This window comes from Idiomarina sp. OXR-189, assembly GCF_034373425.1.
Lineage (GTDB): Bacteria > Pseudomonadota > Gammaproteobacteria > Enterobacterales > Alteromonadaceae > Idiomarina > Idiomarina zobellii.
In genome coordinates, this window is record NZ_CP139706.1 from 266,132 (window position 1) to 284,524 (window position 18,393).

The window sequence follows — 18,393 nt, forward strand, 5'->3', positions numbered from 1 at the left end:
TGCCTATTGTGCGAAAGCTTAGCGTACATATTTTGCGAATAAGACGCCTAAATGATTGATTTTCTACATATTCGTAGAATTTAATTTGCGAACTGACAGGTACCGGTAATTCTGTTCGCCCCGGAGAAATATCATTAGCGAATCGGTCGCTGCTTTTCCTTGACGAATTACCCGAGTTTAGCCGGCACGTATTGGATTGTCTGCGCGAACCATTGGAAAGCGGTGAAATTACGATTAGTCGTGCGGGTCATAACGTTAAATTCCCGGCAAATTTCCAGCTGATTTGTGCACTAAACCCATCGCCATGCGGGCAGTTCGATGGCAGTCTTGCGAGTTGCCGTTCAACACCAGACCAGATACTCAATTATCTTAACAAGCTATCGGGGCCGTTGTTAGATCGTATCGACATTCAGGTGGCGGTACCCCGCGAAACATCGAGCCTGCGGTTAGATGGAACTCAGGTTACGGGAGAGACTAGCGAACAAATGAAGCAACGGGTTGTGGCAGCAAGGCAACTGCAATACCGGCGCCAGGGATGCCTTAACAGCGAGCTAAAAGCAAGCGAAGTTGTGTCTCATTGTATGCTAACTGACGCTGACCACGAGTTTCTTATCACTGCGATTGAAAAACTAAAACTGTCGCACCGGGCGTATCACCGAACACTGCGGTTGGCACGCAGTATTGCCGATCTGGATAATCAGAAAAAGGTGCAAAAACCTCATTTAGCCGAAGCGATGGGCTATAGAGCATTGGATCAGCTAATTGATCAAGTGCGTTCGTTGTGAGCACCCAAAATGGCGCCCCATTCGAACAGTTCCTGTAGCGCTTGCTGTGCGTGTTGATGGAAACTGGTATCAGCGTTTATACCAAGCTGCATGGCCAATTGCTCGATGGCATCCTGCCCTGAGCTAATGTCTTTTTGCTGTAACTGCTGCCAAAGCAGACCAAATATGGGGGTCATCAGACGAAAGCCGATGCTCAGATCAGGCTTACGATAAACCAGTACCAGTGTATCCTTTTTTTCCTGCACAGTGGGCTGCCGTTCAATACTGATCTCATGCACCGGGTATTCGTAACTTAACAGCCAGGCGGCGTCGGATAGCACCGGTTTGCCATTAACAAGGTCATCGCTAAGCTGTTGTCGCACCGCTAAGGTATCTTGTGGAATGTTGTCTAGTGCCAACTCTACCCATTCGTAATGCATCAGTTCGAGCAGAAAGTCGGGCTCGGTGGTGGTAACTGCGTCACTTTCTCTTAGAAAAGATAAAAACTCGGCGGCAATCTCATTAAAATAAGGGGACTGGCTGCGGTGGTGAATTAGAAACTGGCGCACAGCATGCTGCCACCAATCACTACTCATAATTGAGCATGCGACTGGAAAAGCGGACCGGGTAAAATTGATGAGATTATTAAAAACCAGTTCCTGGTACACGCTCATCCGTCGTGGTTCAATACCAAGCGTGTTATGGTCACTTGGGTTTCTGACCGCGGCAGTAAACTGTTGCTGGATATTACGAAACGATGGCATGCTGCGTTGCCTGCGTCTTGCGAATAGTTGCAAGTTCGTTGCTAAGCGTATCAAGCGATGGAATATTAAAATCGCGCTCAAGCAACGTCGGATGACATCCAGCGTATTGATAACTGGTCTTTAATAATTGCCAGACCGGATCGATAACATCGGCGCCATGGGTATCTATAATTAAATCCGCTTGCTGCTGATAGTGTCCGGCAATATGCATATAGCGTATCCGTTCAGCGGGCAGTCTAGTAATAAACTGAACCGGGTCATAGCGATGGTTGATGCTGTTAACATACACATTGTTTACGTCTAGCAACAAATCACAGTCGGCTTCAGCCAATACCGCATTAATAAACTCAAGCTCGTTCATATCTCCGTCGGGCATCGCATAAAAAGAGACATTTTCAAGCACCAAAGGGCGTTCCAATACGTCGCTGACGGTGCGGATACGCTCGCTCACGTGTCCGATTGCATCGGCTGTAAACGGGATTGGCATAAGGTCGTACAAATGCCCCTCGTCCGAACAGTAGCTTAAGTGTTCGGAATACAGTTCTATGTCGTAATCATCCAGAAAGGCTTTCAGGCGCCTCAAAAAAGGAAGATCGAGCGGCGCGAAACCGCCGATAGATAACGATAGGCCATGCGTAGTGAACGGCACGCGCTCACGTAGCGCCCTTAATTGGTGTTGTAAGCGCGGTCCACTGTTCATCCAGTTTTCGGGCGCAATCTCGAGAAAGTCGAAGGGGAACTGATCACACTGGATCAGCTCCTGATACATCGAACGACGATAGCCTAAACCAACAGTATCGCTGTTAAGCGGCACCGCACTTGCCTTCTTTGGACTTCTCTTTTGCTTCTTTGGCTTTATCTGACATTTTTTCCTTTGCTTTGTCAGCCATCATGGCTTCACCGCACTTGCCTTCACCGCATTTTCCTTCTTTGGCTTTTTCCGCCATTTTTTCTTTTGCTTTGTCAGACATCATGGCTTCACCGCACTTGCCTTCGCCGCACTTGCCTTCGCCACACTTACCTTCTTCCATCATCTTTTCTTTGGCCTTATCCTTGGCCTTGTCTGACTGTTTATTACCACCACTGTTACCCTCTTGCTGTGCGGTAAACGCATAGCCGGAGGTTAACTCTGTGGAAGCAAAAGGATTTTCCGCACTGGTTGCGGGTAAGGATGCACCCAGCGCCATAGCAGCGCCCACAGATGCAATTAGGGTTTTATTTGCGTAACTCATGTTGTTAATTCCTCTTTGGCAATAGCTACAATGGCTATTCACTCAATTAGCTTAGCAAATAGCAGCGTGCTTGACCTAATTGTTTGCGTAAAATTTTTGCAAATGTGTCACGAATTTTTCTAGTTCGGCGCGTTCGACATCCATATGTGTTACTAATCGCAGCGTCTTGCCGGCCGGCACAATGATATTTTCTGCGGCCATATAGCGTTGTAATGAAGCGCCGACTTCTGCAGAGGGCAAATCAAGATAAACCATGTTGGTTTGCACCGGCCGCACCGAAAAGTCGTGAGCCTGGCCAATTTCCGCGAGAGCTGCCGCAAGCCAGGCAGCATTATCATGGTCGACCTTAATACGTTCAATGTGATTATTCAGCGCATGGTCAATAGCAGCTGCGATAACGCCCGCCTGACGCATACCTCCGCCCAACATTTTGCGCCAGCGTCTTGCCTTTGCTATCAATGCGTTCGATCCGACCAGTAGCGACCCAACTGGTGCACCAAGACCTTTAGAACAACAGATTGAGACACTATCGAATGGCGCAGCAAGTTCACTAAAGCTACGATCGGACGCTACCACTGCGTTAACCAAGCGAGCGCCGTCTAAGTGCATCGACAAGCCATGTTGATCAGCGATGCGGCGCGCCTTATTCAAGTAGTCCTGGTCGATGACCTGACCGGCATGGGTATTCTCAAATGCCAATAACCGCGTGATTGGAAAGTGCGGGTCGTCGGGTTTGATGCGACTCACTAATAAGTCGAGATCCAGCGTCCCCGTTGCCTGTACTTCCAGTGGTTGTGGCACGATACCGCCGACAACGGCAGCTCCGCCGCCCTCATAACGATAAGTATGGTACTCCTGACCAACAATATATTCTTCGCCGTTACGGCAGTGTGCCAGCAAACCACATAAGTTACTTTGTGTTCCCGAGGCGCAGAGTAATGCCGATTCTTTGCCCAGCATTTCAGCAACCCGTCGTTCGAGTGCATTGATAGACGGATCTTCTCCATAGACATCGTCACCAACCGGGGCATTAGCCATAGCCTCCCGCATTGCGGATGTCGGCTGGGTTACGGTATCACTGCGTAAATCGAGGCGCTTCACTCTGTCTCTCCATTAGTCTATTCGTTATAACCTCAAGCAAAGCATTCTAAGCCTGTGGTTGTTATGCAAGCCAAGTATAGGGATAATGAGCACAATTCAAACAGACACTCAATAAAAAAGCGACCGCATATGAAAGTTTTCGATAACGTTTTGGAAATGATTGGCAACACGCCACTAGTGCGTGTGAATAATTTAGACACCGGCCCGTGTGAGTTGTATTTAAAATTAGAGCTACAAAACCCGGGTGGCTCGATAAAAGATCGTATCGCGGTGGAGATGATAAACGCTGCTGAGCGCGACGGTAAATTAAAAGCCGGCGATACCATCATCGAAGCGACGGCTGGCAATACCGGACTTGGGTTGGCGCTGGTAGCGGCCAGCAAAGGTTATCCGTTAAAAATTGTGATGCCCGACAAAATGAGCCAGGAAAAAGTCAATAACCTTCGTGCAATGGGCGCTGAAGTCGTGCAAACGCGTTCCGACGTGCAAAAAGGCCACCCCGAGTATTATCAGGACATGGCAGCGCGCATGGCGGAAGAAAACGGTTACTACTATGTGAACCAGTTTGAGAACCCGGCAAACGTCGATGCTCACTATAAAACCACCGGTCCTGAAATTTGGCAGCAAATGGATGGCAAGCTAGACGCCTTTGTTTGTGGTGTCGGTTCGGGTGGTACGCTGACAGGCATTGGCCGTTATTTGCGTGAGCAGAATAGTGATGTCGATCTGGTACTGGCTGACCCGGAAGGCTCTATTCTGGAGCCGCTTGTGAACCGCAACGAAGAAGTGGAAGCAGGAAGTTGGCTGGCAGAAGGCATCGGTGAAGACTTTGTACCGAAAATTTGTGACATCAAATTGGCGAACACGGCATTTGCTATATCGGACAAAGAAGGTCTGACAACCGCGCGTAAGTTACTGGAAAAAGAAGGCGTTATGGTGGGCTCTTCAAGTGGCTACTTAATAGCCGCAGCGCTGCGCTATTGCCAACAACAAACCGAACCTAAACGCGTTGTAACGCTAGCTTGCGATACGGGTAACCGTTACTTGTCCAAGCTGTTCAACGACGACTGGATGCGTTCTCAAAACTTGCTGTAACCCTTGCTGTAAATTAAGGAACCTGAATCATGGCAAATGAAAAAACAATGAAATTCGCGACGCGCGCCATTCATGGCGGGCAGTCTCCTGAGCCGGTAACAGGCGCGGTTATGCCGCCAATTTTCACCAGCTCAACCTACGCACAGGAAAGCCCGGGTCAGCACAAAGGTTTTGAATATTCGCGTTCACATAACCCAACGCGCTTTGCCTGGGAGCGTTCTGTTGCTTCTTTAGAAGGCGGCAAGCAAGGTCTGGCTTTTGCCTCAGGTATGGCAGCAACCTCGACTATTCTTGAGCTGCTGGACAGTGGCGACCACGTGGTTGCAATGGACGACTTGTACGGCGGCAGCTTCCGTTTATTCGATAAAGTGCGCGGACGCTCAGCTGGTCTGAAGTTCTCTTATGTCGACTTAGCCGACTTAAGCGCAGTGGAAGCCAGCATTCAGGACAACACCCGCATGATTTGGGTGGAAACGCCAAGCAATCCCATGCTGAAGTTGGTCGATATTGAAGCCATTGTGAAGCTGGCTAAGAAAAAGAATCCGGATATTATTGTGGTGGTGGACAACACCTTCGCTACGCCATTTAACCAGCGTCCGCTGGAAATGGGCGCAGACATGGTTATGCATTCGGCCACCAAATACCTTAACGGTCACTCTGATATGGTCGGCGGTATCGCAGTGGTTGGCGACAATGACGACCTGGTTGAGCGTATGCTGTTCTTGCAGAACTCAGCAGGTGCTATTGCCGGTCCGTTTGACTCGTACCTAGCACTGCGCGGCGTGAAAACGCTGGCATTGCGTATGCGTCACCACAACGAAGCGGCAATGGAACTGGCCAAATGGCTTGAACAACATCCGAAAGTGGAAAAAGTGATTTATCCGGGGCTTGAAAGCCATCCGCAGCACGAGCTGGCTAAAAAGCAAATGCAGGGCTTTGGCGGCATGATTTCTATTTTGCTGAAAGGCGATTTAGAAGCGGCGCGCAAATTCCTGGAGTCGGTAGAAGTGTTCGCCTTGGCGGAAAGCTTAGGTGGCGTTGAGTCGCTTATTGAACACCCGGCTATTATGACGCATGCGTCAGTGCCGAAAGAAAACCGCGAGAAGTTAGGCATTTTAGATAACTTTGTTCGCGTATCGGTTGGTATTGAAGATCTGGATGATCTGAAAGCCGATTTAGACAAGGCGCTCAACGCATTTTAATCGCCACGAACGATTAAAAGCATAACTTTTAATAAATAAAACCGGCTCTCGAGCCGGTTTTTTGCGTTTTAATTCAACAGTTTATACAAAATTTTACACTTTCGTCATAATTCAGTAGAGTTATCTCAGCCGGAAAAACATCGGCAATAAATAAGAAAAAACGCAAAAAGCGTTACATACACAACGAGAAGGAAAGACTTATGCTATTGAGCCTAATGGTACTCCAGGGACTCGTAGCCGCATTGTTGTTTTACGTATTAGTGGGCCAACACCAGAAGAAGCCCCTGTGGAATTTGTTAGCCGTGCTTACCGCTGGTTTCATTCCACCATTAAATTGGGCGTTACTGGTATTGTCGATTGGTGTCAGAATGTGGCGCCGGTCTCCCGATACAGTTGCGGCGGCAAAACTCAGTCACTAACCGGTAAGGCAAGTTAGCAGTATGTCAGACACTACCAACGTACGACCTTTTCATTTAGCCATTCCTGTTAGTTCGTTGGACAATGCCCGAGCGTTTTACGGCGATGTGCTTGGGCTTCCTCAGGGTCGTAGCAGCAACGACTGGATAGACTGGAACTTCTTCGGTCACCAATTTGTCACTCACGTAGCACCCGACGTTGCAGGCATGAAAAACCACAGCGGCGTTGACGGTCATTCAGTTCCCGTTCCTCACTTTGGCGTGGTACTATGGCGCAACGACTGGGAAGCATTGGCTGAGCGAGTTAAAACTGCGGGTATCGAGTTTGTTATCGAACCTTATATTCGTTTTAAAGGTAAACCCGGCGAGCAGGGTACTATGTTCTTCTACGATTACTGCGGTAATGCGCTGGAGTTCAAAACCTTTAACGACGACAGCCAAATCTTCGCAACCTAAACGCTTCAGCGACCGCACTTTCGGAGTTTCAACGTGAGTCAACTTAATACGTTCCAACGTATTCGCGAGCTGCCTCGTGATCAGCAAATTGTTCTGGCGCTTTATTTGTGCGAGCGCATGGTGCCCAACTATGACTTTTTCCACCACCTCACAGGCTTTGGTGACAGTAAACCGCTGCACGGATCGCTCAATGCGTGTTGGGACTGGGTAGTAAACCCGAAGAAAACCAAAGTGAATTTTGCCCGTTGGCAGGAAAAGGTCGACGAACAAACACCGAGCGAGCACGGACATGACATGTTGGGCGTATACCCCGCTATGGATGCTTGCACGGCAATAAGTACCTTACTTCAGGGATTGATGGACGATAACGCAGCCAATTTGCTGGACGTTGCAAAAATATCCCAGGCGAGTGTGGCGAAATTTATCGAGCTGAACGACGCTGAAGATATTGGCACTGAGCATTTAAAAGAGCACGTCGATAATCACGAGCTTATGGAATACGAAATTGCCATTCAGCAGGCCATGCTCAATTTTCTGGAGCAACAGCCTGCAGTAAATAGCGCGCTAGTGAAACAACTAAAAATGATGCTCAGTGACGAGGGGGTGTCTAACCTTGGTCTTGCTTTGGACGCTGAAGAATAGACAACCAGGCGAAAATACCAAACGCAAGAATTTGCCAACTGTCGCCTTTTTTCCACGGTAAATGCTGCTTCATAGTGCCAACGAATACGCCCAGAAGCAGCAAGTGCATAATCACCAGAACCGCCAGCAATACACTTAAAAGCCCTATGGACTGACTACTCAGCTCACCAGTAGCACCGCCTAAAATAGCAAACAAACCTAGCCAAATTACGGCAAACACGACTTTGCCGGTAATAATGATAACTTTCATGCGATGTCCTTTGTCAGTAAACGAAAACACACTTGCCCATGTGTCTTCTCTTTTAAAAGCTGCCAACCTGCGGGCAATGCCAAGTCATAGTCTTTTTCGGTTTCCAAATACACCTGATTGTCGGGTGCCAACCATGGATGCTCATCGAGTAGAGTTATAGCTGACGTAGCGAGCCCCTGACGAAATGGTGGATCAATAAACACAACGTCATAGCGGCTGTCGCTGGGCTTTTTCAGCCAGTTGAGAGCATTCGCAGTAACGACTTCCATACCCTTAGCGTGCAACAGTGACGTATTGTCTTGTAATTGTTTGCTGACTTTATCCTCAGACTCGATAAGCGTGACCTGAGCCGCCCCGCGTGACGCTGCTTCAAACCCTAAACTGCCACTGCCGGCAAATAAATCTAATACCTTAGCGTCGACAATATCCCACTGCAGCCAGTTAAACAGGGTTTCACGCACACGGTCCGTGGTTGGCCTTAGTCCGGGGCTGTCGGCTATGGGTAAGCGTCGGCCGCGCCATTGTCCGCCGATAATGCGGTAGTCGCCGGTTGCTTGAGAGGGGCGGGTCTTTCCTGCACGCTTTCTGGCCACAATGAGTTCCTTTATTCAGACCGTCGTCAGTTTCTAAACAGCATGGTAAACTAAAGCCATAAGTTTAACGATTCCTGCGTGTCAGTTCCAAGGAAACCTATATGTCGATGTTTTCGCTGTTTAAAAAGAAGCGTGATAAAAAAGAGTCTGAAGAAGAAAAGGTACAAGACGAAGCCGTTGTTGACGAGCAAGAGTCGTCTGACGGTGAGCAGCAAGCGGAGCCGGAAGCGTCCGATGAAGCGCAGCAAACAGAAGTAGAGCCTGAGAAAGAACCAGCAAAAGCTCCCGAAAAAGCGCCTGAAGAACTGCCAAGCGCCGCAGAAGACAGTGCTCAGGTAACCGCAGAATCTCACGCTCAACAAATGCCTGCGGCCGAAGAGCAGCCCGAAACAGTGGAAGAAAGCAAAAAGCCAGTAAACACAAAGACTCAGGAAAAAGGTGAGAAGAAAGGCTTTTGGGCGCGCTTAACGCAAGGGCTGCGTAAGACATCTGGCTCTATTGGTTCTGGCCTTATCGGCGTATTCCGCGGTAAGAAAATCGATGATGATTTGTTTGAAGAGCTGGAAACTCAGCTGCTGATGGCTGACTTAGGTGTCGCGACCACGACAAAAATTATCGACAACCTGACACAGCAAGCCGATCGCAAGCAACTGAAAGACGCTGAAGCACTTTACGAATTGCTGCAAGAACAACTAGCTGACATTTTAAAGCCGGTCGGCAGACCACTAGAAATTCCGAAATCTGACTCGCCATACGTCATTCTTATGACGGGCGTAAACGGCGTGGGTAAAACCACCACCATTGGTAAGTTAGCAAAACAATTCAAAGCCGAAGGTAAGTCAGTCATGCTGGCAGCCGGCGATACTTTCCGTGCGGCCGCTGTCGAGCAACTAGAAGTGTGGGGAGAGCGTAATAACATCCCCGTTATTGCTCAGCATACCGGTGCCGACAGCGCCTCTGTTTTGTATGACGCTTTAGAAGCCGCGAAAGCTCGGGGCACCGACGTGCTTATTGCAGATACGGCAGGGCGTTTGCAGAACAAAGCAAACTTAATGGAAGAACTTAAAAAGTTAGTTCGAGTGATGAAAAAGCTCGACCCGGAAGCGCCACATGAAGTTATGCTGACACTGGACGCGGGCACGGGACAAAACGCCATTAGCCAGGCCAAGTTGTTTACTGAAGCGGTTGGGGTGTCTGGTATTGTCATGACGAAGCTCGACGGTACCGCCAAAGGTGGTGTTATATTCGCCGTTGCTGATCAGTTTGCCATTCCAATTCGCTATATTGGTGTCGGCGAAAGTTTGGAAGATTTACGCCCATTTGTGGCGAAGGACTTTATTGCGGCACTATTTGACCGTAATGTAGAAGCATCAGAAACCACAACGGCGAACTAACATGATCCGCTTTGAGCAAGTCAGTAAAACGTACCCGGGGGGTCATCAGGCACTGAGCCATGTTGACTTCCACGTAAAGCCCGGAGAAATGGCTTTTTTAACCGGCCACTCGGGGGCGGGGAAAAGTACGTTACTGAAGCTCATTAGTTTGATGGAACGGCCGACAGCGGGTCGCGTACTTATTAACGGGCATGACTTACGAAAAATTAAGCCGTCACAGGTGCCTTATGTGCGCCGGGACATTGGCATGATTTTTCAGGACCATCGTCTGCTAATGGACAAAACGGTTTTCGATAATGTTGCCTTACCGCTTATTATTGAAGGCTACAGCGTTCAGGAAGCGCGCAAACGGGTACTGGCAGCACTGGAAAAAGTTGGCTTAGCCGACAAAGTGAAGCATTACCCACAAATGCTGTCCGGCGGTGAACAGCAACGCGTTGGAATTGCCCGCGCCATTGTCACGAAACCGCCATTGCTACTTGCCGATGAGCCCACCGGTAACCTTGACCCTAAGCTATCGATGGAAATTATCCGCTTGTTTGAGGAATTCAATAAAGTGGGGGTTGCGGTACTTATAGCAACGCACGACTTAGGCCTCATTGCGCGACTGCGCTACAGAACGCTGACATTGAAAGACGGACGCATGATAAACGACGGTTTGGAGGATAACGAGCTATGAGTTTGTTATTTCGCAACCGTAGCGTTGAAAAAGGAGCGAGTAATCGCGGACGTTTACCCTGGTGGCGGCGCGCCATTATGGTACCGGTACATCATGTTCAGCAAGCAATTGCCAGCCTCGGTGAGCTGTGGCGTAACCCTTTCGCGTCGTTGATGACTATGGCCGTGTTGGGCCTAAGCTTAACGCTGCCGTCGTCGCTGTATGTGTTGGTCAAAAACACCAGTAGTATTACTGACAGTTGGCAGCAGGCTTCCGAAATTACGCTGTTTTTGAAAAAAGACTTAAAAACCTCGGAAATCGAAACCTTCAAAACTCAGACGAGCCTGTCTGATAAAGTTGAATCGGTACGTTGGGTACCCAAAGACGAAGGGCTGGAGCAGTTTAAAGAGCAGTCCGGCTTTGGCGAAACGCTCGATTACCTGTCGAATAACCCGTTGCCCGATGTGTTGGTCGTGATACCGGCCGAAAACTACCGAGCCGCTCAGCAGGCCGAGGCGTTATTGCTGGAATTCCAGAATAAGCGTGAAGTAGAGCATGCCAAACTGGATATTGAATGGCTCAACCGGTTGCAGGCAATACTCGACTTAATTGAAGACACCTTAGGTGCGTTGGCCTTAGTGCTGTGTTTATCAGTGGTTCTGATAGTTGGTAACACCATTCGTTTGAACATACTCTCGAAGCGCGATGAAATTGTCATTATGAAATTGGTGGGTGCCACTAATGCGTTTATTCAACGTCCATTTTTGTATACCGGTGCCTGGTACGGGTTTATAGGTGGTATTTTCGCCTGGGTCGTGACGCTTTTATTGATCTGGTGGATTGAAAGTGCCGTATTAACTGTCACAAACTTATACGATAGTCAGTTTCAGTTAGACGGTCTGACATTCGGCGAATTAATCGCCATTTGGGTTATTGCAATTGGACTTGGTCTGGCAGGTTCTTACTTAGCTGTAAGACGTCATATACAAAGTATCGAACCAGAATAAATTAGAGTTGCGAAAGCCATAGTCTTAGTTATACTAATTTGTCCGATCGCCAATGATCTGAACGGAACTTTTAGGCCGAAAAACGGTCTTAGACACTGACGGTTAAGCGGTATTTTGTCGGTATTTTTACTAGAGGTTGTTAAATGAGCACTGAATTAAGCACCATGGCATTATCGGTTCCCCAAGGGGGAGGACTCGACGGTTATATTCAGTCAGTCAACCGTATTCCTATGCTAAGCGCTGAAAAAGAGAAAGACTTAGCAACTCGACTGTATGAAGAAAGTGACTTAGATGCAGCGCGTGAGCTTATCATGTCTCACCTGCGCTTTGTTGTGCATGTCGCCCGCAGCTATTCTGGATATGGTCTGCCACAAGCCGACTTAATTCAGGAAGGTAACATTGGCTTAATGAAAGCTGTGAAGCGCTTCAACCCGTCTGTTGGTGTTCGTCTGGTCTCTTTTGCCGTTCACTGGATTAAAGCAGAAATTCATGAATATGTACTGCGTAACTGGCGTGTTGTAAAAGTTGCGACCACCAAAGCGCAGCGTAAATTATTCTTCAACCTGCGCAAAATGAAAAAGCGTTTAGGTTGGTTCAGCCAGAAAGAAGTTGAAACTGTTGCTGAAGAGTTGGGCGTGAGCACCAAAGAAGTGCTGGAAATGGAAGCGCGTATGAGCGCCCACGACCAGGCTTTCGAGCTAAGCTCAGATGATGATGACTCAAAAGAAGGCAGCACTTATTCTCCGGCCATGTATCTGGAAGATAAGCGCTCGGACTTGGCCGCTGAAGTTGAGGCCGAAGACTATGAGTCTCATAATCAACAGAAGCTGCTGACAGCAATGAGTGAGCTTGACGAACGTAGTCAGGACATTGTGCAGTCACGCTGGTTGTCTGAAGATAAAACCACATTACATGACCTTGCTGCGAAGTATGAAGTCTCTGCTGAGCGCGTTCGCCAGTTAGAACAGAACGCCATGAAAAAACTTCGCGTCGCTATGAGCTAAATGCAGTGCCGCGTTGGTTGCGGCGCTTGCTGCATAGCTCCTTCCATTAGTTCTCCTATCCCCGGTATGCCAGATGGCAAACCTGCCGGGGTTCGTTGTGTTCAACTCGATGACAATAATTTATGCCGGCTATTTGGTAAACCAGAGCGTCCAGATGTCTGTGAAGCTTTTACGGCGGACTACGATATTTGCAAAGATACCCGTGATGAAGCGCTTATTTTGCTGACGTCACTGGAAGAAGCGACATCGAACGATTAGGCGCAACAGTAAGCTCGGACGCAAAGACTAATTCTATGCCTTGCTCCTCTAACTGAGGTAAATTTTTTTTAAGGAACTCTAACGTCTCTGGGTAAGGGTGCCCAATAGCAACGGCAGAACCGTGTTTCCTTGCATACCGTAACAAGGTTTTGAATTGTTGGGCGAGATAAGCTTTGTCGGTTTCGTTATCAAGAAACACATGGCGTCGACTCGACTTAACACCGACCGATTTGGCGGTGTCTTCTGCCACACTAAACTCTGAGGTGCGGCTGTCCAGGAAGAACAGCTGTCGAGAGGACAAGGTTTCCATTACTGCGTGCATAGGTACGGGTAACTGCGTTAGCTTGCTGCCCATGTGGTTATTCACACCTGCAACGTACGGAATAGACTCCAGGGCATCGGTTAATTGCAGTTTTATCTGTTGTGCGCTCATAGTTGAGGTGATTTCACCCGGCCCGGACCAGATGTTGTCGACCGCCTCCATTGGCATGTGCAGTAAAATTTGTTTTTGCTGATGATGCGCCCGCAGCGCAAATGAACGGGCGTAAGGCGTATAAGGTAGTACGGCAAAGGACACCTTACCCGGCAGCAACGCTGCATCCAGGTGACTTCGGTGATTCCCGATATCGTCAATGACAATAGCAACTTTTGCAGCCTGTGCGCTGCTGCAAGTCAGAAGTGCCAGTGCGATTATTACATGAAATAGTTTCATTAACGTATCCAGTGACTTGGATTCTGAGGCTTGCCCTGGTGACGAATTTCAAAGTACAGAGACGCTTTATCGCGAGAGCCGGATTGACCCATAAGCGCTATTTCTTCGTCTTTTTTCACTTTTTCGCCAACGGTTTTAAGCAATGCCTGATTATGTCCGTATAAGCTCATGTAGTTTTCACCATGGTCGACTACAATGACTAAACCAAAACCGCGTAACCAGTCCGCATAAACAATGCGGCCATCGGCAATAGAGCGCACTTCCTGTCCGTTACTGCCTTCTATCAATACGCCTTTCCATTCAACCGGGCCTTCACGGCGCTGGCCAAAAACGCGACGGACTTTGCCATCACTGGGCCACTTTAACTGTGACTTAACTGGCTTCAAACCGACTAAACGAACATCGGCCTGACGCTTAAGAGCCGCCTCAATAGCGGCCAGAACTTCTTCTAACTGAGTACGGCTTTGCTCTAGCTGCTTTATTTTAGCTTTGTCACTACGCTGCTCGGCTTGCAGTTTTGCTAAGGTTTCTTCCTGTTCTCTTTGTTGACTCTCCAGCTGTTGCTGTTGCTCTGCCTGCTGTTCACGAAGTGAGACAACGTTAGCTTTTTTATCCGTCAGCTCCGCTGTTAATTGTTCAATATCGGCTTGAGTCTGTTTGATTTGCTCAATTTCTTCAACGCGAGCGTCATTCATGTACTGATAATAAGTGAGTAACCGCTCTAGCTCTGCGGGACTGCCCTGGTTAAGCAGCATTTTCAGGAAGTCGTTATCGCCATTAACGTAGGCAGAAACAATTTGCTCTTCAAGCAGGGCGAATTGATTTTGCTGCTCTGCCTGTAAGCGTTCCAGTTCTTGTTGTGCTTCTTCAATTTCTGAATTAATACGACGAAGCTCTGTTGAAGTCTTTTGAATGGCACCCGCAATTTCAGCGGTTTTCAGCTCTAACCGCCGCAACTCGCTTTCAATATCAGACAGTTCTTCGTCACGGCTCTCAATGGCTTGCAGATGTTTACTTAACTCCGCATTTAACGCTTCAATTTCGGCCTGAGTAGCAGCTTTATCCTCTTCACTATAAGACTGTGCAAACGCCTGACCAGAAAAGCTGAGCCAGGCGAGTGCCAGAATTAAAGCAAAGGTTTTTATCATGACTGTTTCAGCGTCATTAAGGTTTGCCCGGTCATTTCGTCAGGCTGCTCCATACCCATTAAGTGAAGAATGGTTGGTGCCACATCTGACAAGCGACCGTCGCGTGCCTGTGCGTCACGGCCCACATAAATGAAAGGAACCAGCTCATTGGTGTGCGCGGTATGCGCCTGACCAGTTTCAGCGTCACTCATTTGTTCCGCATTGCCGTGGTCTGCGGTAATCAAGCACTCGCCACCAACCGCTTCCAGTGCTGAAACAACACGACCAACGCTGTGGTCAACCGCTTCACAGGCTTTAACCGCCGCATCGAAGTCGCCGGTATGCCCTACCATATCACCGTTCGGGTAGTTACAAATGATGACATCAAAGGCTTGCGACTCAATGGCGCCTACCAATTCATCGGTGAGTTGCTCAGAGTTCATTTCTGGCTGTAAGTCGTAGGTTTTGACCTTAGGTGATGGAATTAAAACACGCTTTTCACCTTCAAACTCTTCTTCACGACCACCGCTAAAGAAGAAGGTCACGTGTGCGTATTTTTCAGTTTCTGAAATACGCAGTTGGGTTTTGCCATGTTTTTCCAACCATTCGCCCAGTACGTTATTGAGTTGCTCAGGCGGGAATGCACAGGAGGTTTTCAGGGTATCTGCATATTCGGTCAGCATGACAAAGTCTGAGGTCTTTGCACGAGGTCCGCGTTCGAAGCCGTCAAACTCTTCGTTAATAAAGGCTTGGGTCATTTCGCGAGCGCGGTCAGCACGGAAGTTCATAAAGAAAATAGCGTCGCCGTCTTTCACGGGCGCAGGTGCACCAATAATGACAGGCTTCACAAACTCGTCAGTTTCACCGCGCTCGTAAGCGTCTTCTAACGCATCGGTTGCATTCGGACTGGTGACGCCGGATACGCCGTGATAAATCGCTTTGTAAGATTCTTCAATACGCTCCCAGCGCTTGTCTCTGTCCATTGCGTAAAACCGGCCACTAAGCGTTGCAAAACGGCCTTTCCCTAAACGGGCGAATAGGGCCTCAAATCGCTCAATTGTTGTTTTGGCTGACTTCGGTGGCGTGTCGCGACCGTCTAAAAATGCATGCACATAAACGTCGCTAGCGCCTTGTTCGACTGCCATTTCAACCATTGCAATCAAATGATCTTCGTGACTGTGTACGCCACCTGGTGACAGCAGCCCCATAATATGCACAGCGCCGGATGCATCTTTCGCTTTTGCCAATGCATTGCAAAGCACTTGGTTTTTAAAGAAGCTGCGATCAGAAATAGCCTGGCTAATGCGCGTAAAGTCTTGATAAACAATGCGGCCGGCGCCTAAGTTGACGTGCCCCACTTCGGAGTTGCCCATTTGCCCGTCGGGTAGTCCAACAGCGCCGCCTGAGCCATCGACTAAGCAGTGTGGGTATTGCTCCCAAAGACGATCCATAACCGGTGTTTTGGCATTTGAAATGGCGTTGTCCGGCGCGTCTTCGCGGTATCCCCAACCGTCAAGAATCAATAGAACCAAAGGTTTAATCGTACGACTCATAAAGGGCCTCGTTATTTAACTAATGCGATGCGTTATTGCGAATTATTCTACTTTATTTCTGGCGCATCCGCATCCATTCAAGATTTTACTGGCAACTGAAATTTGTACAGGTATACTCTTTGCCCGCGAGATTTTTCTGAAAACCCTCTGGTAGTGGTAGCTTATATGCAAGAACTGTTAGATTTCATTAGCCGAAACCCCATGATGAGTGGCCTGTGGGTGGTGTTATTGGTTGCGCTTATTATTACTTATGTGCGTTCTGCCATGTCACCTATTAAGAGCCTACAGCCGCAAGAAGCAACGGTTTGGGTTAACCGTGGCGATGGCATTTTTGTTGACATTCGTAACCAGGATGAATTCAAAAAAGGCCACATTCACGGCTCAACGCACTTAAGCATGGACAAAATTAAGCAAAAAAGCTTAACGTCTATTGAAAAGTTCAAAGACGCCCCCATTGTGTTAGTCTGTGCAACAGGAATGACGGCAAAAGCAGCCGCATCTCAGTTAACCGCTGAGGGCTTTAAGCAAGTGGCGGTATTACAAGGTGGCATGAACACCTGGCGTAATGAAAAACTGCCGGTTTCGCAGAAATAATAACAACGAATTGAAAACTCATAGTGAATAGGAAGTAAAATCATGGCTGAAGAACAGCAAGCAAACGGCGCAGCAGCCGAAAACCAACAGCAGCAAGCACAATTTGCTATCCAGCGTATCTATGCAAAAGACATTTCTTTTGAAACGCCAAATTCTCCTAGCGTATTCCGCAAAGAGTGGAAGCCAGACCTTAAACTGGACTTAAACGTTAAGCACGAGAAAATCGAAGACGGCGTTTACGAAGTGGTACTGACGTTAACAGCAACAAACAAAGTTGAAGACGACGTCGCTTTCCTTTGTGAAGTGCATCAAGCAGGTATCTTCTCAATTGGTGAAGAAGTTCAGGAAGGCCAACTGGCGCACATGCTGGGCTCGTTCTGCCCGAACATCTTGTTCCCTTATGCACGTGAGTGTGTAGCGAGCTTGGTAAACCGTGCAACTTTCCCTCAGTTGAACTTAGCACCAGTTAACTTTGACGCTATCTTTGCACGTCACATGCAGCAGCAAGCAGAGCAAGCTCAGGGTCAACAGACTGCTGACGCTTAAGCGAACGCTATAATGCAAACACCACAGGTGACGATATTAGGGGCGGGCTCTTACGGGACCGCCCTTGCTATTTGTTTTGCGCGAAAAGGCATCCCGACAATGTTGTGGGGGCGGGACTCTGAGAAAGTTGCGTTAATGGCGTCGGCCAGAGAGAACGCCGCGTATTTACCCGGATGCCCATTTCCTGAGTCTCTGCAAGTAACCGATAACCTTGAACTCGCGCTGAAAGACGTCGACAACGTGGTCGTTGTGGTGCCCAGTCATTCATTTTCCAGCATGTTAAAGCAGGCAAAGCCTTTGCTGAAAGAGAATGCTCGCGTTGCCTGGGCAACTAAAGGGCTGGAGCCCGATACAGGCCGACTGCTGTATGAAGTTGCCGAAGAGATTCTGGCTGACAAGCATCCGCTGGCGGTACTGTCAGGGCCCACTTTTGCTATTGAAATGGCGAAAGGTCTACCTACCGCTATCTCTATGTCATCGACCGACCAAACCTTTGTCGATGAACTGTCTGACATGCTGCATTGCGACCGCTCCTTCCGTGTTTACACCAACAATGACTTTATTGGTGTTCAGTTAGGCGGGGTGGTAAAAAACGTGATAGCTATTGGCGCCGGTATGGCCGACGGCATAGGCTTTGGCGCGAATGCACGTACCGCACTGATTACCCGAGGTCTGGCTGAGCTAACTCGACTTGGTCTGAAACTAGGGGCAAAAAGCGACACCTTTACCGGTATGGCAGGTCTTGGTGATCTCATCTTAACTTGTACTGACAATCAGTCGCGCAATCGCCGTTTTGGTTTGGCTTTGGGCGAAGGTAAGTCGGTTGAGCAAGCGTTAAAGGATATTGGTCAGTCTGTAGAAGGGTATCGTAACACCAAAGAAGTGGTCGCACTGGCGTCCCGAAATGGTGTGGAAATGCCCATTGCTGAGCAAATTTATGCTGTCCTTTATGAAGGTAAAGAACCGCAGCAAGCGGCTATCGACTTATTGAGCAGGGAGCGTAAAACGGAATAACCGTTCTACGC

General features: G+C 48.5%; 23 protein-coding genes. 14 read left to right on the top strand and 9 right to left on the bottom strand.

The genetic code is table 11. The features are described 5' to 3' along the window. Positions 1-149: 149 nt before the first annotated feature. Complete coding sequence (locus UM402_RS01200) at positions 150-785, top strand: ATP-binding protein (protein WP_322295490.1); 636 nt, start codon at positions 150-152, stop codon at positions 783-785. On the opposite strand, the gene UM402_RS01205 is transcribed toward UM402_RS01200, so the two are convergent. From UM402_RS01205 to ltaE, 4 genes are all read right to left on the bottom strand, one after another. Next, entirely contained in the window at positions 767-1,528 is a 762-nt protein-coding gene (locus tag UM402_RS01205; protein ID WP_058576596.1) for a DNA-binding domain-containing protein, read from the bottom strand. The genes UM402_RS01200 and UM402_RS01205 overlap by 19 nt on opposite strands. After that, complete coding sequence (locus UM402_RS01210; protein WP_322295425.1) at positions 1,512-2,342, bottom strand: DUF692 domain-containing protein; 831 nt, start codon at positions 2,340-2,342, stop codon at positions 1,512-1,514. Before UM402_RS01210 ends, UM402_RS01205 begins: the two co-directional genes overlap by 17 nt. Then, positions 2,332-2,760 (bottom strand): hypothetical protein, encoded by a 429-nt coding sequence (locus UM402_RS01215; RefSeq protein WP_058576597.1) that lies wholly within the window; start codon positions 2,758-2,760, stop codon positions 2,332-2,334. The genes UM402_RS01210 and UM402_RS01215 overlap by 11 nt, the downstream gene beginning before the upstream one ends. A 75-nt stretch (positions 2,761-2,835) precedes the next feature. Beyond that, on the bottom strand, positions 2,836-3,810 hold the full coding sequence (gene ltaE / locus UM402_RS01220; protein ID WP_058576679.1) for a low-specificity L-threonine aldolase: 975 nt from the start codon (positions 3,808-3,810) through the stop codon (positions 2,836-2,838). A gap of 180 nt (positions 3,811-3,990) precedes the next feature. On the opposite strand from ltaE, the gene UM402_RS01225 reads away from it, so the two are divergent. The 5 genes from UM402_RS01225 (at position 3,991) to UM402_RS01245 (ending at position 7,672) form a co-directional block, all read left to right on the top strand. Continuing rightward, positions 3,991-4,956: a cysteine synthase A gene (locus UM402_RS01225; RefSeq protein WP_053953220.1), complete on the top strand. Its 966-nt coding sequence runs from the start codon at positions 3,991-3,993 to the stop codon at positions 4,954-4,956. A 29-nt stretch (positions 4,957-4,985) separates the two neighbouring features. Then, complete coding sequence (locus UM402_RS01230; protein WP_058576598.1) at positions 4,986-6,158, top strand: cystathionine gamma-synthase; 1,173 nt, start codon at positions 4,986-4,988, stop codon at positions 6,156-6,158. Between the two features lie 200 nt (positions 6,159-6,358). Then, positions 6,359-6,577, top strand: a complete 219-nt coding sequence (locus UM402_RS01235; RefSeq protein WP_053953218.1) for a hypothetical protein — start codon at positions 6,359-6,361, stop codon at positions 6,575-6,577. Between the two features lie 21 nt (positions 6,578-6,598). Beyond that, the gene (locus UM402_RS01240) at positions 6,599-7,030 is read left to right on the top strand and encodes a VOC family protein (RefSeq protein WP_058576599.1); all 432 of its coding nucleotides are present in this window, start codon (positions 6,599-6,601) and stop codon (positions 7,028-7,030) included. 33 nt (positions 7,031-7,063) lie between these two features. Then, the gene (locus UM402_RS01245) at positions 7,064-7,672 is read left to right on the top strand and encodes a YjaG family protein (protein ID WP_058576600.1); all 609 of its coding nucleotides are present in this window, start codon (positions 7,064-7,066) and stop codon (positions 7,670-7,672) included. On the opposite strand, the gene UM402_RS01250 is transcribed toward UM402_RS01245, so the two are convergent. Further along, complete coding sequence (locus UM402_RS01250) at positions 7,638-7,922, bottom strand: hypothetical protein (RefSeq protein WP_058576601.1); 285 nt, start codon at positions 7,920-7,922, stop codon at positions 7,638-7,640. The genes UM402_RS01245 and UM402_RS01250 overlap by 35 nt on opposite strands. Beyond that, the gene (rsmD, locus tag UM402_RS01255; protein ID WP_273267733.1) at positions 7,919-8,515 is read right to left on the bottom strand and encodes a 16S rRNA (guanine(966)-N(2))-methyltransferase RsmD; all 597 of its coding nucleotides are present in this window, start codon (positions 8,513-8,515) and stop codon (positions 7,919-7,921) included. The genes UM402_RS01250 and rsmD overlap by 4 nt, the downstream gene beginning before the upstream one ends. A 101-nt stretch (positions 8,516-8,616) precedes the next feature. Between rsmD and ftsY the strand changes: the two genes are divergently transcribed. The 5 genes from ftsY (at position 8,617) to UM402_RS01280 (ending at position 12,836) form a co-directional block, all read left to right on the top strand. Then, positions 8,617-9,909, top strand: a complete 1,293-nt coding sequence (gene ftsY, locus UM402_RS01260) for a signal recognition particle-docking protein FtsY (RefSeq protein ID WP_058576603.1) — start codon at positions 8,617-8,619, stop codon at positions 9,907-9,909. A 1-nt stretch (position 9,910) separates the two neighbouring features. Next, complete coding sequence (ftsE, locus tag UM402_RS01265; RefSeq protein WP_053953212.1) at positions 9,911-10,588, top strand: cell division ATP-binding protein FtsE; 678 nt, start codon at positions 9,911-9,913, stop codon at positions 10,586-10,588. After that, positions 10,585-11,574, top strand: a complete 990-nt coding sequence (gene ftsX, locus UM402_RS01270; RefSeq protein WP_058576604.1) for a permease-like cell division protein FtsX — start codon at positions 10,585-10,587, stop codon at positions 11,572-11,574. The genes ftsE and ftsX overlap by 4 nt, the downstream gene beginning before the upstream one ends. Positions 11,575-11,717: 143 nt before the next feature. Next, positions 11,718-12,578 (top strand): RNA polymerase sigma factor RpoH, encoded by an 861-nt coding sequence (gene rpoH, locus UM402_RS01275; RefSeq protein WP_053953210.1) that lies wholly within the window; start codon positions 11,718-11,720, stop codon positions 12,576-12,578. Then, on the top strand, positions 12,579-12,836 hold the full coding sequence (locus tag UM402_RS01280; RefSeq protein WP_322295426.1) for a YkgJ family cysteine cluster protein: 258 nt from the start codon (positions 12,579-12,581) through the stop codon (positions 12,834-12,836). Here the strand turns inward: UM402_RS01280 and UM402_RS01285 are convergent. Genes UM402_RS01285 through gpmI form a run of 3 tightly spaced genes read right to left on the bottom strand, consistent with a single transcriptional unit; the run spans position 12,793 to position 16,228 of the window. Beyond that, a complete protein-coding gene (locus tag UM402_RS01285) occupies positions 12,793-13,548 on the bottom strand; it encodes a divergent polysaccharide deacetylase family protein (protein ID WP_058576605.1) in 756 nt (251 codons plus the stop codon). The two genes, UM402_RS01280 and UM402_RS01285, sit on opposite strands and share 44 nt — an antisense overlap. Next, on the bottom strand, positions 13,548-14,696 hold the full coding sequence (locus UM402_RS01290) for a murein hydrolase activator EnvC family protein (RefSeq protein ID WP_058576606.1): 1,149 nt from the start codon (positions 14,694-14,696) through the stop codon (positions 13,548-13,550). Before UM402_RS01290 ends, UM402_RS01285 begins: the two co-directional genes overlap by 1 nt. Next, the gene (gene gpmI, locus UM402_RS01295; RefSeq protein WP_058576607.1) at positions 14,693-16,228 is read right to left on the bottom strand and encodes a 2,3-bisphosphoglycerate-independent phosphoglycerate mutase; all 1,536 of its coding nucleotides are present in this window, start codon (positions 16,226-16,228) and stop codon (positions 14,693-14,695) included. The genes UM402_RS01290 and gpmI overlap by 4 nt, the downstream gene beginning before the upstream one ends. A 165-nt stretch (positions 16,229-16,393) precedes the next feature. On the opposite strand from gpmI, the gene UM402_RS01300 reads away from it, so the two are divergent. The 3 genes from UM402_RS01300 to gpsA are packed head-to-tail and all read left to right on the top strand — an operon-like array spanning position 16,394 to position 18,382. Then, positions 16,394-16,822: a rhodanese-like domain-containing protein gene (locus tag UM402_RS01300; protein WP_058576608.1), complete on the top strand. Its 429-nt coding sequence runs from the start codon at positions 16,394-16,396 to the stop codon at positions 16,820-16,822. A 42-nt stretch (positions 16,823-16,864) separates the two neighbouring features. Then, positions 16,865-17,368, top strand: a complete 504-nt coding sequence (secB, locus tag UM402_RS01305; protein WP_053953205.1) for a protein-export chaperone SecB — start codon at positions 16,865-16,867, stop codon at positions 17,366-17,368. 12 nt (positions 17,369-17,380) lie between these two features. Then, a complete protein-coding gene (gpsA, locus tag UM402_RS01310) occupies positions 17,381-18,382 on the top strand; it encodes an NAD(P)H-dependent glycerol-3-phosphate dehydrogenase (protein WP_058576609.1) in 1,002 nt (333 codons plus the stop codon). Positions 18,383-18,393: the final 11 nt, after the last annotated feature.

Excerpts from the sequence above, each read along its gene's own strand:
- secB (WP_053953205.1), top strand. The coding sequence starts at position 16,865 with ATGGCTGAAGAACAGCAAGCAAACGGCGCAGCAGCCGAAAACCAACAG.
- UM402_RS01215 (WP_058576597.1), bottom strand. The coding sequence starts at position 2,760 with ATGAGTTACGCAAATAAAACCCTAATTGCATCTGTGGGCGCTGCTATG.
- UM402_RS01290 (WP_058576606.1), bottom strand. The coding sequence starts at position 14,696 with ATGATAAAAACCTTTGCTTTAATTCTGGCACTCGCCTGGCTCAGCTTT.
- UM402_RS01285 (WP_058576605.1), bottom strand. The coding sequence starts at position 13,548 with ATGAAACTATTTCATGTAATAATCGCACTGGCACTTCTGACTTGCAGC.
- ftsY (WP_058576603.1), top strand. The coding sequence starts at position 8,617 with ATGTCGATGTTTTCGCTGTTTAAAAAGAAGCGTGATAAAAAAGAGTCT.
- UM402_RS01230 (WP_058576598.1), top strand. The coding sequence starts at position 4,986 with ATGGCAAATGAAAAAACAATGAAATTCGCGACGCGCGCCATTCATGGC.
- rpoH (WP_053953210.1), top strand. The coding sequence starts at position 11,718 with ATGAGCACTGAATTAAGCACCATGGCATTATCGGTTCCCCAAGGGGGA.
- UM402_RS01205 (WP_058576596.1), bottom strand. The coding sequence starts at position 1,528 with ATGCCATCGTTTCGTAATATCCAGCAACAGTTTACTGCCGCGGTCAGA.
- gpsA (WP_058576609.1), top strand. The coding sequence starts at position 17,381 with ATGCAAACACCACAGGTGACGATATTAGGGGCGGGCTCTTACGGGACC.
- UM402_RS01240 (WP_058576599.1), top strand. The coding sequence starts at position 6,599 with ATGTCAGACACTACCAACGTACGACCTTTTCATTTAGCCATTCCTGTT.
- UM402_RS01225 (WP_053953220.1), top strand. The coding sequence starts at position 3,991 with ATGAAAGTTTTCGATAACGTTTTGGAAATGATTGGCAACACGCCACTA.
- UM402_RS01235 (WP_053953218.1), top strand. The coding sequence starts at position 6,359 with ATGCTATTGAGCCTAATGGTACTCCAGGGACTCGTAGCCGCATTGTTG.
- ltaE (WP_058576679.1), bottom strand. The coding sequence starts at position 3,810 with ATGCGGGAGGCTATGGCTAATGCCCCGGTTGGTGACGATGTCTATGGA.
- UM402_RS01300 (WP_058576608.1), top strand. The coding sequence starts at position 16,394 with ATGCAAGAACTGTTAGATTTCATTAGCCGAAACCCCATGATGAGTGGC.
- ftsE (WP_053953212.1), top strand. The coding sequence starts at position 9,911 with ATGATCCGCTTTGAGCAAGTCAGTAAAACGTACCCGGGGGGTCATCAG.
- ftsX (WP_058576604.1), top strand. The coding sequence starts at position 10,585 with ATGAGTTTGTTATTTCGCAACCGTAGCGTTGAAAAAGGAGCGAGTAAT.
- gpmI (WP_058576607.1), bottom strand. The coding sequence starts at position 16,228 with ATGAGTCGTACGATTAAACCTTTGGTTCTATTGATTCTTGACGGTTGG.
- UM402_RS01280 (WP_322295426.1), top strand. The coding sequence starts at position 12,579 with ATGCAGTGCCGCGTTGGTTGCGGCGCTTGCTGCATAGCTCCTTCCATT.
- UM402_RS01250 (WP_058576601.1), bottom strand. The coding sequence starts at position 7,922 with ATGAAAGTTATCATTATTACCGGCAAAGTCGTGTTTGCCGTAATTTGG.